General features: G+C 72.5%; 12 protein-coding genes. 11 read left to right on the forward strand and 1 reads right to left on the reverse strand.

Going from position 1 to position 12745, the window contains the following annotated elements; genetic code table 11:
• Positions 1-31: 31 nt before the first annotated feature.
• The gene (locus ACIGWZ_RS37720) at positions 32-1516 is read right to left on the reverse strand and encodes a hypothetical protein (RefSeq protein ID WP_400072276.1); all 1485 of its coding nucleotides are present in this window, start codon (positions 1514-1516) and stop codon (positions 32-34) included.
• Between the two features lie 195 nt (positions 1517-1711).
• Between ACIGWZ_RS37720 and ACIGWZ_RS37725 the strand changes: the two genes are divergently transcribed.
• From ACIGWZ_RS37725 to ACIGWZ_RS37775, 11 genes are all read left to right on the forward strand, one after another.
• Positions 1712-2617, forward strand: coding sequence for an SRPBCC domain-containing protein (locus ACIGWZ_RS37725; protein ID WP_400072278.1), 906 nt, complete (start codon positions 1712-1714; stop codon positions 2615-2617).
• 72 nt (positions 2618-2689) lie between these two features.
• A complete protein-coding gene (locus ACIGWZ_RS37730) occupies positions 2690-3538 on the forward strand; it encodes an aldose 1-epimerase (RefSeq protein WP_400072280.1) in 849 nt (282 codons plus the stop codon).
• 10 nt (positions 3539-3548) lie between these two features.
• Positions 3549-4091 (forward strand): orotate phosphoribosyltransferase, encoded by a 543-nt coding sequence (gene pyrE, locus ACIGWZ_RS37735; RefSeq protein ID WP_400072282.1) that lies wholly within the window; start codon positions 3549-3551, stop codon positions 4089-4091.
• 206 nt (positions 4092-4297) lie between these two features.
• Positions 4298-5320, forward strand: coding sequence for a class II fructose-bisphosphate aldolase (gene fbaA, locus ACIGWZ_RS37740; RefSeq protein ID WP_400072285.1), 1023 nt, complete (start codon positions 4298-4300; stop codon positions 5318-5320).
• Between the two features lie 111 nt (positions 5321-5431).
• Positions 5432-6961 carry an MFS transporter gene (locus tag ACIGWZ_RS37745; RefSeq protein ID WP_400072287.1) on the forward strand — a complete coding sequence of 510 codons (1530 nt, stop codon included), beginning with the start codon at positions 5432-5434 and terminating at the stop codon, positions 6959-6961.
• 41 nt (positions 6962-7002) lie between these two features.
• On the forward strand, positions 7003-7416 hold the full coding sequence (locus tag ACIGWZ_RS37750) for a DUF3151 domain-containing protein (protein ID WP_400072289.1): 414 nt from the start codon (positions 7003-7005) through the stop codon (positions 7414-7416).
• A 184-nt stretch (positions 7417-7600) separates the two neighbouring features.
• Positions 7601-8506, forward strand: coding sequence for a tryptophan 2,3-dioxygenase family protein (locus ACIGWZ_RS37755; protein ID WP_400072290.1), 906 nt, complete (start codon positions 7601-7603; stop codon positions 8504-8506).
• Positions 8499-9797 (forward strand): kynureninase, encoded by a 1299-nt coding sequence (gene kynU, locus ACIGWZ_RS37760; RefSeq protein WP_400072292.1) that lies wholly within the window; start codon positions 8499-8501, stop codon positions 9795-9797. The genes ACIGWZ_RS37755 and kynU overlap by 8 nt, the downstream gene beginning before the upstream one ends.
• Positions 9794-10603: an alpha/beta hydrolase family protein gene (locus ACIGWZ_RS37765; protein WP_400072294.1), complete on the forward strand. Its 810-nt coding sequence runs from the start codon at positions 9794-9796 to the stop codon at positions 10601-10603. Before kynU ends, ACIGWZ_RS37765 begins: the two co-directional genes overlap by 4 nt.
• 67 nt (positions 10604-10670) lie before the next feature.
• Positions 10671-12038, forward strand: coding sequence for a sensor histidine kinase (locus ACIGWZ_RS37770; RefSeq protein WP_400072296.1), 1368 nt, complete (start codon positions 10671-10673; stop codon positions 12036-12038).
• Positions 12035-12691, forward strand: a complete 657-nt coding sequence (locus ACIGWZ_RS37775) for a response regulator (RefSeq protein ID WP_400072298.1) — start codon at positions 12035-12037, stop codon at positions 12689-12691. The genes ACIGWZ_RS37770 and ACIGWZ_RS37775 overlap by 4 nt, the downstream gene beginning before the upstream one ends.
• The last annotated feature ends 54 nt before the right edge of the window (positions 12692-12745 follow it).

A 12745-nucleotide genomic window follows, 5' to 3' on the forward strand; every position in this document is an offset into this window, starting at 1 on the left:
GAGTCATGGCCGGTCCTGGTCGGGTGGCCGGTCAGTCCAGCGGGTCGACGTGGGCGGTGTAGCGGGTGGGGGCGTGGCCTTTGTGACCGGGAGCGGTGATCGTGACGGTGGCCTGGCCGGGGGTGGGGCCCGCGAGGAGCTCAGGCGCGGTGGCGAGGCCGTCGTCGTTGGTGTCCGCCTCGGCGGTGCGGCCGGGCTTCTGGGCGGCGAACGTCGATCCGGTGCCGGCGTCCACCTCGAACCGGATCCGGGCACCGGGCACGAACTCGCCGTTGGTGTCGCGGGCTTCCACCTGCAGTGGCTGCCCGAAGGGCTCCCCTGGCTTGGCGTGCTGGTTGTTGAGGCGGTCGAAGCCCGAGAGGGTCCTGACGGTGCGGATCTTGCGGGGAGGCCGGGCGGCCTGGACGACCATGCGGACGCGATGCGTCAGGCTGTCGACGATGAACAGGTTGCCGTTGTGGTCGACCGTCAGCCCGGTGACGATGCCGAGCTGGGCTCCGGTGGCCGGGCCGCCGTCCCCCTTGCCGCCTTCGGTGCCGTTTCCCGCCACCGTGCTGATACGGCCGTCGGGGGTGACCCTGCGCACCCGCTGGTTCTGGACCTCGCCGATGTACAGGTTGCCGTACTGGTCGAAGGCCAGGACGAGCGGGCGCCACAGCGTGGCTTCGACGGCCTTGCCGCCGTCCCCGTTGAACCCGCCCTTCCCCGTACCGGCCACGATGGTGAGAACACCTCGGCTGACCTTGAGCACCCGGTGCGTCTTGGTCTCCGCGATGTACAGGTCCCCGGCCGCGTTGACAGCGATTCCCTGGATGCCGGTGAAGCCCGACAAGGTGGCCCTGGAGCCGTCTTTCGCGGGGGTCTCGGTGCCGTTGCCGGCCACTGTGTCGATCGTGCCGTCCGGTGCGACCCGGCGGACTCGTACGTCCTCCGCGATGAACAGGTTGCCCGCCCGGTCCATGGCCAGGTCGGTGGGCCAGCGCAGGGGGGCCTCGGTGGCCTTGCGGCCGTCGCCCTCGGCTTTGCCGCGCTGTTCCTTCGCTCTTTGCCCGTTGCCGGCGACCGGCCAGACGGTCCCGTCCGCGGCGATCTTGTTCACGCGGTCGTCCTTCCAGTCGGCAACGTAGAGGCTTCCGTCCGGGCCCTGCGCCACCGCGGCCGGGCATACGAGGTTGAACTTCTTCGCTTCCTGGCCCCGGGGGACCATCTGTTCGCCGGTGCCCAGGCCGGCGAGGGTGGTGATCGTCCCGTCCGGGGTGACCTTGCGTACCCGGTTGTTGTCGCAGAAGAAGAAGGTGCCCGCCCCGTCCGCCGCCGCGCCCGTAGGTCTTCCGAGTCGCACGGTGGTGGCCTTTCCCCCGTCGCCCTCGCCTCCACCGCCCTGCTTCTCGGGGGCTTCCTCGCCGGTGCCGGCCACGTTCAGCATCGTCCCGGGCTCGACGGTTCCGGCCGTATCCACGGCTCCCGCCGCCGGCTCGCCTTCCTCGTCGCGCAGCAGTTCATCCATGACCGCCATGCTCGCGCCACCTCCAGCTCCAGCATCTGTCGGACACGCCGTAGGGCGCTTCTGACGGACCTCCGCGGTACGAGGAGCGGGGGCGGGGCAGGGTACGCCCCGAGAGCGGGGCCGCGGGCCGTCCCGGCGCGGGTGCGCAGAAAGTTGTGCGGCAGCGGGCACGGGGCCGGGGGGCGCTGGGTAGGCTCCCATGCCATGGAGCATGAGATGTACGTTCCGTTTCCCGTCGGTACCGTGCGGCAGGCGCTCACCGAGCCGGAGCGCGTGGCGCGCTGCGTCCCAGGAGTTCAGCTGGACGCCGAAGCGGCCCCGCGTATCCCCGAGGGCCGTCTCCGGCTGCGTATCGGCAGCTCCACCATCACCTATCGCGGCACGCTGACGATCGCCGACGAGGGCGGCAGATCCGCCTCGGACGACGACGCGCTGGTCTTCGAGGCGAAGGGCACGGAGTCGCGCGGCGACGGCGCGGTCGCGCTGACCCTGACCGTGCGGCTGACCCCGGCGACCGAGCCCGGTCCCGGTACGACCCTGGTCTGCTCGGGCGCGCTGCGCAGCGACGGCCGGCTCGCCGAGGCCACCGACCGGTCCGCCGAGACCGCCGGTCGCCGCCTCCTCGACCGCTTCGCGGAGAACCTGGCGGCGGATCTGGAGCAGCGGCCGGTCGAGGCCCCGCGCGAGGAGCCGTCCGGCGAGCCGTCCGGGCCGGGGATCTTCGGGACCGAGGTGCCGCCGCCGTCGCTCGATCCCGGCAGCGACGTCGACGGCACCCACGACAGGGGTGCGGCAAAGGGCCAGGGGGAGGTGCGCGAACCCGATGACGTCCATGACCTCGACGACGTGGATGCCGCGCTCGACGCCGACCATGCCTACGCCGGCGACGCCGAGGACGACACCCCCGCCGAGGCCGCCCATGCGCGCCGGACGATGATCGGGCGCAGCGCCGAGGAGGTCGACCACGCACCGCCGCGCGGGCGGTATGCGCCGGTGCCGCCGCCCGAGGTGAACACGGCCTCGGCGACGCTGCGCTGGGCGGCGCCCGCCGCGGCGGTGGTGCTGGCCTCGGCCGTGGTCGTCGGCCGGGTGCTGCGCCGTCGTCGCTGAGCGCGGGGCCGGGGCGGGGCCGCTCGGCGAGGGCATCGCCAGCGCGCACCGGCCCACCGCTAGGGTCGTGCCGTGAGTACCGACAACACCACGCAGAGTGCCTCGCGAACGCGGTCGGACGGCGTACGGCTGGTAGCCGGGGACGCCGAAGTGACCGTCCATCCGGACAACGGCTGCCGCGTCGGCAGTCTCCGCGTCGGCGGCCTGGAACTGCTGCGGCAGGGCGACCACTACGGCAGTTTCCCGATGGTTCCGTGGTGCGGCCGGATCGACCACGGCCGCTTCCGCAACGGCGGTGAGCTGCATCAGATGCCGGTCAACGCCGCGCCGCACGCCATCCACGGCACCGGCCGCAACCTCCGCTGGCGGACCGCGCGCGCGAGCGCGACGGAGGCCGCCTTCACCTACGACCTCGCCGATCCGGCCGCCCCCTGGCCGTACCCGGGAACGGTGACCCAGCTGGTCGAGCTTGCCGAGGACGGCTCCTCGCTCACCCTGACCATGGGCGTCGAGACGATCGGCGACTCCTTCCCGGCGCAGGCCGGCTGGCACCCGTGGTTCCTGCGGAATCTGGGGGACGGGGGCGAGGACGTCACCGTCGACTTCGCGGCCGGGTGGCAGGAGGAGCGGGGCGCGGACCACCTCCCGACCGGGCGCCGGATCCCGCCGAAGCCGGGGCCCTGGGACGACTGCTTCGGGATGCCGCAGGGCGTGGACGTCACGCTGACCTGGCTGGGGCGGCTCCGGCTGACGGTGACCAGCCGCGCCGAGTGGGTCGTGATCTACGACGAGCAGGAGGCGGCGGTCTGCGTGGAGCCGCAGTCGGGCCCGCCGAACGGCCTCAATACGCTGCCCCGCCTGGTCACGCCGATCGATCCGCTGGAGATCTCCACGACATGGAGCTGGCGGGTGCTGTCCTAAGCTCATGGCCATGAGTGACGACGTGCGCGGCGAGCTGCTGCAGCAGATCAAGGACAAGGCCGTGGTGCACGGCAAGGTGACGCTTTCCTCCGGCAAGGAAGCCGACTACTACATCGACCTGCGCCGGATCACCCTGGACGGCGAGGCCGCGCCGCTGGTCGGGCAGCTGATGCTGGACATCACCGCGGACCTGGACTACGACGCGGTCGGCGGGCTGACCCTGGGCGCCGACCCGGTCGCGACCTCGATGCTGCACGCGTCCGCCGCGCGCGGCCGCCGGCTGGACTCCTTCGTCGTCCGCAAGGCGCAGAAGGCGCACGGTATGCAGCGCCGTATCGAGGGGCCGGACATCACGGGCCGCCGGGTGCTGGTCGTCGAGGACACCTCCACCACCGGCGGCTCGCCGCTGACCGCCGTCGAGGCGGCGCGCGAGGCGGGCGCGGAGGTCGTTGCGGTGGCAACGATCGTGGACCGGGGTGCGGCATCGGCCATCGCCGAGGCGGGCCTGCCGTACATCACCGGGTACCAGCTCGGCGACCTCGGCCTCGGCTGAGCGCGGTCCAGACGGCCCTCCAAGGGCTCTGATCTGCGACTTTCATAGAGGGCGGTTGGTTTCACGTGAAACCGGCCGCCCTTTCGCGTGAAGGCCGGATGGGCGATGTGGAGCTACCCACCGAGTCTGGGAAGATGGCCCCGGCGAAGTCCTCGCCCCCTGGTCAGGGCCAAGAACGCACACCCGCATACACAAGGAGCGGACAGATGCCCATCGCAACTCCTGAGGTCTACAACGAGATGCTCGACCGGGCGAAGGCAGGCAAGTTCGCCTACCCGGCCATCAACGTGACCTCGACGCAGACTCTGCACGCAGCGCTGCGTGGTTTCGCCGAGGCCGAGAGCGACGGCATCATCCAGATCTCCACCGGTGGTGCGGAGTTCCTGGGCGGCCAGTACAACAAGGACATGGTGACGGGCGCCGTGGCGCTCGCCGAGTTCGCGCACGTCGTGGCGGCCAAGTACGACATCACCGTCGCGCTGCACACCGACCACTGCCCCAAGGACAAGCTCGACGGCTATGTCCGCCCGCTCCTGGACGTCTCCGCGGAGCGCGTCGCCAAGGGCCTGAACCCGCTCTTCCAGTCCCACATGTGGGACGGCTCGGCCGAGACCCTCGCGGACAACCTGGCCATCGGCCAGGAGCTGCTCGCCAAGGCCACCGCCGCCAAGATCATCCTCGAGGTCGAGATCACCCCGACCGGCGGCGAGGAGGACGGCGTCACCCACGAGATCAACGACGAGCTCTACACCACGGTCGACGACGCGCTGCGCACCGCCGAGGCGCTGGGCCTGGGCGAGAAGGGCCGCTACCTGCTCGCCGCCTCCTTCGGCAACGTCCACGGCGTGTACAAGCCGGGCAATGTCGTCCTCCGCCCCGAGCTGCTCAAGGACCTCCAGCAGGGCGTCGGCGCCAAGTACGGCAAGACCGCCCCGTTCGACTTCGTCTTCCACGGCGGCTCCGGCTCCACCGAGCAGGAGATCGCCACCGCGCTGGAGAACGGCGTGGTCAAGATGAACCTGGACACCGACACCCAGTACGCCTTCACGCGTCCGGTCGCGGACCACATGTTCCGTAACTACGACGGTGTGCTGAAGGTCGACGGCGAGGTCGGCAACAAGAAGACCTACGACCCGCGCAGCTGGGGCAAGCTGGCCGAGGCCGGTATGGCCAAGCGCGTGACCGAGGCCTGCGCCAACCTGCGCTCCACGGGCACCAAGATCAAGTAAGGCCGCGGCGGCCGCTGTCCGCCGAGGTCCGAGGGCCCCGCATCCTCCCGGATGCGGGGCCCTGCTGCGTTCCGCCGGGCAAGCGGGCATCGAGGCGGGCATGCTCACGGTATGAGCGAACCGAGCGTGCCCGGCGGGATCCGGCTGACCTCGGCGCAGGGCCGATGGGTGCTGACGACGGCCGTGCTGGGATCCGGCATGGCGATGCTCGACAGCACGGTCGTCAATGTCGCGCTGCCCACCATCGGCCGCGACCTCAACGCCGACCTGGGCGTCCTGCAGTGGACGGTCTCCGCGTACATGCTCACCCTCGCCTCGCTGATCCTGCTGGGGGGCTCCCTGGGCGACCTGTACGGGCGGCGGCGGGTCTTCGTCATCGGCGTGGTGTGGTTCGCGGCGGCCTCGCTGCTGTGCGGGCTGGCGCCCAACGCCGGGGTGCTGATCGCGGCCCGTGCGCTGCAGGGCGTGGGCGGGGCGCTGCTCACGCCGGGTTCGCTGGCGCTGATGCAGGCCGTCTTCCATCCGGACGACCGGGCGCGGGCGGTCGGCGCCTGGTCGGGGCTGGGCGGGGTGGCCGCGGCGGTCGGGCCGTTCATCGGCGGCTGGCTGGTGGACGGGCCGGGCTGGCGCTGGGTGTTCTTCCTGAATGTGCCGCTGGCCGCGGTCTGTGTGCCGGTGGCGCTGCGGCACGTCCCCGAGACCCGGGAGCGGGATGCCCGCGAGCGGCACGGGTTCGATGTCCCGGGCGCGGTGCTGGGGGCGCTGGCGCTGGCCGGGGTGACGTATGCGCTGATCGCGGCGCCGGGCCAGGGCGCCGCGCCCGGCGTGATCATCCCGGGGGTGCTCGGTCTGCTGCTCGGGGCGGTGTTCGTACGCGTCGAGCGGCGGCGCCCCGACCCGATGCTGCCACCGGAGATCTTCGCCATCCGGCAGTTCACCGCCGTCAACGCCGTGACGGTCTGCGTCTACGCCGCATTCGGCGGCTTCTTCTTCCTCGCCGTGCTCCAGCTCCAGGTCGTGGCGGGCTACTCGGCGCTGCAGGCCGGTACGGCGCTGCTGCCCACGACCGTGCTGATGCTGCTGCTGTCGGCCCGCTCCGGGGAGCTCGGCCAGCGCATCGGGCCGCGGATCCCGCTCACCGTCGGGCCGGTGCTGTGCGCCGCCGGGATGCTGCTGATGCTGCGGGTCGGCGAGCATGCGTCGTACCCGGCCGATGTGCTGCCCGCGCTGGTGGTGCTGGGCATCGGCATGGTGACGCTGGTCGCGCCGCTGACCTCGACCGTGCTGGCGGCGGTGGATGTGGACCGGGCGGGCCTGGCCAGCGGCATCAACAACGCGGCGGCACGGGCCGCGGGACTGCTGGCGGTCGCCGCGCTGCCGCTGCTCGCGGGCGTGACCCCGGAGGCCTACCGCTCGGCGGACGAGTTCGCGGCCACCTTCCGGCGCGCCATGCCGCTGTGCGCGGGAATCCTGCTGGTCGGGGCGCTGATCGCCTGGCTGACCGTACGGACCGATGTGCTGCGCGGCGCCGAACCCGAGGCTCCCGAGCGGTGTCACCCGGAGTGCCAGTACCACTGCGGAATGAGCGCCCCGCCGCTGGACCCGGGCGAGACCCGGCCCCTGGGACCGGGCGAACGGTAGCCGTCGGGCGGGCCGGACCGGGGACCAGGCAGACTTGAGACATGGCCATTCACGAGAACCTCCTCGGGGGACCGCCCCCGACCCATCTGCCCGACGACCCCGAGCCCCGTGAGCTGCTCGCCGCGGGCACGGCGCCCTCCGAAGTCGCCGCGAAGTACCCGACCTCCTCGCTGGCCTGGGCGCAGCTCGCCGACGACGCGTTCGAGGGAGGCCGCGTCGTCGAGTCGTACGCCTACGCCCGCACCGGCTACCACCGCGGCCTGGACGCGCTGCGCCGGGCCGGTTGGAAGGGGCACGGCCCGGTGCCGTTCGAGCACGAGCCCAACCGCGGCTTCCTGCGCGCGCTGCACGCCCTCGCCCGCGCCGCGCAGACGATCGGCGAGCAGGAGGAGTACGAGCGCTGCACGGCGTTCCTGCGCGACTCTTCGCCGACCGCGGCCGACACGCTGTCCTGACGACGGCCGACGGAGATCTCCAGGGGCCGGCCGCATGATCGCGGTCGGCCCTTGCGCGGCCGGAGAACAGCACCGATGATTTCAGGTGGGCGGGGTTCGTACCGCGCCCGAGGGGACCGGGGCTCCCGAGCCGACAAGGAAGGAGCGGACCGCTACCCGGTAGTTCGCACCTGAGGAGTCCCTCATGTCGCAGCCTTCTCCGATTTCTCCGGCAGCGTCCGGCCCGCCCGTCCTGTGCGGCGGCACTGTTTCACGTGAAACCACGGCGCAGACGACGTTCGCCCCCGATCTGAGCATCGGCAGCACGACCACGACCCCGTACGAGGACTACGTCCAGGCGGGCGTCCTCACGCATCTGCAGCACCCGCTCTCCGACGACCCCGGCGAGATGGCCTTCCTGGTCACCACCCAGGTCATGGAGCTGTGGTTCACGGTCATCGTCCACGAGTGGGGCACCGCCGCCGAGGCGCTGCGCCGCGACGACCTGCCGGTCGTGATGGACGCGCTGCGCCGCTCCACCTACGAGCTGGAGGCGCTGAACGCCGCCTGGAAGCCGCTCGCCCGGCTGACCCCGGAGCAGTTCAACGGCTACCGCGCCGCGCTCGGCGAGGGCTCCGGATTCCAGTCCGCGATGTACCGGCGGATGGAGTTCCTGCTGGGCGAGAAGTCCGCATCGATGCTGGTGCCGCACCGCGGCGCGCCGCGCGAGTACGCCGAGCTGGAGAAGGCGCTCCAGGAGCCCAGCCTGTGGGACGAGGTGCTGCGGCTGCTCGCGCGCCGCGGCCACGCCGTCCCCGAGGCCGTACTCCGGCGGGATCCGGAACTGCGCTACGAGCCCGACCCGGCCGTCGAGGCCGTGTGGGCCGAGATCTACGCCGGCTCGCAGGAGGACGAACTGGTCCGTCTCGGCGAGGCGTTGACCGATGTCGGCGAGCTGGTCTGGCGATGGCGCAACGACCATCTGGTCGCGACCCGGCGGGCGATGGGCTCGAAGATGGGCACCGGCGGCTCCGCGGGGGTGGCCTGGCTGGAGAAGCGGGCCCGTAAGAACGTCTTCCCCGAGCTGTGGACGGCGCGCAGCCATGTCTGAGACCCCCGAGAACACCGCCCCCCAGGCCCGCGAACACGCCGCACGGGCCGGTCAGCTGGACGCCGCCGATCCGCTCGGCGCGACGGTCCGTGACCGCTTCGTCCTCGACGACACGGTCTACCTCGACGGCAACTCGCTCGGCGCGCTGCCCCGCGCGGTGCCCGACCGGATAGCGGATGTCATCACCCGCGAATGGGGCGAGCTGCGCATCCGCTCCTGGGACGAATCCGGCTGGTGGACCGCGCCCGAGCGGATCGGCGACAAGATCGCACCGCTCATCGGGGCGGCGCCGGGCCGGGTCGTGGTCGGCGACTCCACCAGCATCAACGTCTTCAAGGCCGTGGTCGGCGGCATCCGGATGGCCGGGAAGGGCTGCACGGAGATCCTCGTCGACGCCACGACCTTCCCGACCGACGGCTATATCGCCAGGTCAGCGGCCCGGATGACCGGTCTCGCGGTGCGCCCGGTCGAGCCCGCGCGGATCGCCGACGAGGTCACCGAGCGGACCGCGCTCGCGCTGGTCAACCACGTCGACTACCGCACCGGGCAGCTCAACGACCTGCCCGGCATCACGACGGCGCTGCACTCCGCCGGCGCGCTCGCCGTCTGGGACCTGTGCCACAGCGCCGGTGCGCTGCCGGTCGGGGTGGACGCGCACCACGTCGATCTCGCCGTCGGCTGCACCTACAAGTACCTCAACGGCGGGCCCGGTTCGCCCTCGTACCTCTATGTGCGCGAGAGCCTCCAGGAGCGCTTCGACTCGCCGCTGCCCGGCTGGAACTCGCACGCCGAGCCGTTCGGGATGACCCCCGACTACGCCCCCGCCGACGGCATCGTCCGCGGCCGGGTCGGCACCCCCGACATCCTGTCGCTGCTCGCCCTGGAGGCGGCGCTGGACGTCTGGGACGGCGTCTCGATCGAGGACGTCCGCACCAAGAGCCTCGCCCTGACCGACTTCTTCCTCGACTGCGTCGCCGCCTACGTGCCGCCGGGCCGGGTCCGGTCCGTCACGCCGCAGGACCACGGCCGGCGCGGCAGCCAGGTGTCGCTGGCGTGCTCCCCGATGCGCGCGGGCTCCGTCGAGCGGGGCGGTACCCCCATCGCCGCCGAGGTGATGGCCGAACTGATACGGCGCGGAGTGGTCGGCGACTTCCGTCACCCCGATGTGCTGCGCTTCGGATTCACCCCGCTCTACACCTCCTTCGCGGATGCGGAGCGGGCGGCGTGGGTGCTGGGCGAGGTGCTGCGGGCGCTGCCCGAGGAGCCGGCGGTGGCCGGGGCCGGCAGGTGAGCACTCCGGACGAGGAGTCGGCGCTGCTGGGGCTCGCCCCGGTGGCGCCGGACCGGACGGTGGCCTACGGGCCGCATCCGGACCAGGTGGTGGACCTGTACGGGCCGTGGGGCGCGGGCTCCGGCCCGCCGGTCGTGCTGCTGCACGGCGGCTTCTGGCGCGCCGCGTACGACCGCCGTCATCTTTCGCCGCTCGCCGCCGAGCTGGCCGGGCGGGGGCTGCCGGTCGCGCTGGCGGAGTACCGCAGGGTGGGGGCGGGCGGGGGCGCGCCGCAGACCTTCGAGGACGTGGCGGCGGCGGTCGAGGCGGTGGCGCACGAGGCGGGCGTGGGCGGCTCGCGGGCCGGTGCGGCCGCATCCGGCGATGCCGGCCGCGGCCTCGTCCTGATCGGGCACTCCGCGGGCGGCCATCTCGCCCTGCTCGCCGCCGCCCGCCCCGGCACCCCGGTCACCCGCGTCCTCGCGGTCTCGCCGGTCGCCGATCTCGCCCGCGCCCATGAGCTGGGCCTCAGCGGCGGTGCGGTCGCCGAGCTCCTCGGCGGTGAAGGGCCCGGCTTCACACAACGGCTCGCCGCCGCCGACCCGCTCCGTCAGCCGCCCGCCGACATCCCCGTCACCATCCTGCACGGCACCGCCGACCCGGACGTCCCGCTGGAGATCTCCCGCCGCTACGCCGCCTCCCGGACCGCGACCGACCTGCGTGAACTGCCCGGCATCGGCCACTACGCCCCGGTCACCCCGGGCGCCGCGGCCTGCCGGGACCTCCTTGCCCTTGTGGACCCACGCTCGTCGTCCGCATCGACGTAGTACCTGCGGGGGACGGGGAAGATACGCGCCGGAGCGGACGCCCGGCAGGCGGGCTTTGCTTACCGTTGTGTGTGTGAACCAGACGAACCAGCGGACCCAGGGGTCCCGGACGCAGAACACTCTGGGCTCAGAGGCCCGGATAGCCCATGGCGCGCTGCATCGACTGCGCCAGGACCTGTTCGTCGATGCCTTTGCCTTCCACCCGATGCCGCCGCTGGAGGACGCCAAGGTGGCCCGATGGGTGCCCTGGATGCCGGAGCGGCTACGGCGCTGGGCGCGCTGGCTGCCGCACTCCATCGTCGGGTTCTTCGCCGTCTGCGTCTTCCTGGGGACCTTCTCCGAGCGTTACACGATGGGCCCGTTGCACGGCATGTTCAGCGTGGTCGTCTGCGTGCTGCTGGCGGTCCCGGCGGTGGTCACCCTCTTCCGCCCGGTGGGCGCCTTCTGGCTGTCGATGATCGGGTTCGTCCTGGCGATGGGCGGGTCCGGCCTCTCCTCGCCCATCGCCTATCTCACCCACCTCGCCGTGATGACTTTGGTGGTGCTGCGCACCCGGGCACGGCTGGCGCTGGAGATGTGGCTGGTCACCTTCGCGGTGGCGGCCGTGCTGACGTCCGTCGTCAGCGCCAATGCGGGCGATCTGCCGCCGGTGGCGGTCTTCTCCGGGCTGGTGCTGACCGCCGCGGCCGCGGTGCGGGCCTGGCGCGAGGAGCGCCGGCAGGTCGTCGAGACACAGACCGCCACGGCCGAGGAACGTTCCCGGCGCACGCTCCTGGAGGAGCGCGCCACCATCGCCCGCGAGCTGCACGATGTTGTCGCGCACCATATGTCCGTCATCGCCATCCAGGCCGAGGCCGCTCCGTACCGCGTCGAGAACACCCCGCCCGAGCTGGCCACCTCCTTCGCCACGATCCGCGAGAACGCCGTGGCGGCGCTCACCGAGCTGCGCCGCATCCTGGGCGTGGTCCGCTCCGAGGACCCGGACGCGTTCGCCGAGAATGCCCCGGAGGCCCCGCAGCCGACCCTGGCCAGCCTCGACTCGCTGCTGGACAGCGTCCGCGGCGCCGGGCTGACCGTCGAGGCCGTGATCACCGGCGCGCCCAGGCCGCTGCCGCAGGGCGTCGAGCTGTCCGCCTACCGGATCGTGCAGGAGGCGCTGAGCAACGCCCTGCGGCACTCGCCGGGCGCCGACGCCCGGGTGGAGATCTCCTACGTCCTGGGCGGGATCGGCCTGCGGATCGTCAACGGTGCCCCGAGCCGGCTGGCCAAGCCGTCCCCGGGCGCCGGGCATGGTGTGCTGGGGATGCGCGAGCGGGTGCAGATGCTGGGCGGCGAGATGACGGCCGACCGCACCGAGGACGGCGGCTTCGAGGTCGCGGCGTTCATTCCCGTGGCGCACACGGCGACGAACACGGCGGGGGAGACCACGGCATGATCCGCGTACTGATCGTCGACGACCAGGTGATGGTCCGCGAGGGTTTCTCCGTCCTGCTCAACGCCATGCCGGACATCGAGGTCGTCGGCGAGGCCGTCGACGGGCGCCAGGCGGTGGCGAAGGTCGCCGAGCTCACACCGGACGTCGTCCTGATGGACATCCGGATGCCGGAGATGAACGGCCTGGAGGCGACCCGCGAGATCGTGGCCGCCGACGCGGACGCCAAGGTCCTGGTGCTGACCACCTTCGACCTGGACGAATACGTCTACCAAGCGCTGCGCTCCGGAGCCAGCGGCTTCCTCCTCAAGGACGCCTCGGCCGGCCAGCTCGCCGAGGGCGTCCGCATCGTCGCCTCCGGCGAGGCGCTGCTCGCCCCCACCGTCACCAAGCGCCTGATCTCCGAGTTCTCCCGCCTGGGCACGCCGCGCGCGCCCACCCAGGACCGCATCGGCGATCTGACGGAACGCGAGACGGAGGTCCTGGTACTGGTCGCCCAGGGGCTGTCGAACGGCGAGATCGCCGAGCGTCTGGTCGTCGCGGAATCCACGGTGAAAACGCACGTGAGCCGGATCCTGGTGAAGCTGGGGCTGCGCGACCGGACGCAGGCGGCGGTGTTCGCGTACGAGGCCCGGCTGGTCACGCCGGGGGGCTGACGGCTGCTCGGGGCGGCGCCCGGCCCGGGGGACGAGTCCGGCCGGGGCGATACG

Source organism: Streptomyces sp. NPDC053427 (assembly GCF_044544985.1).
In the GTDB taxonomy this organism is placed as follows: domain Bacteria; phylum Actinomycetota; class Actinomycetes; order Streptomycetales; family Streptomycetaceae; genus Streptomyces.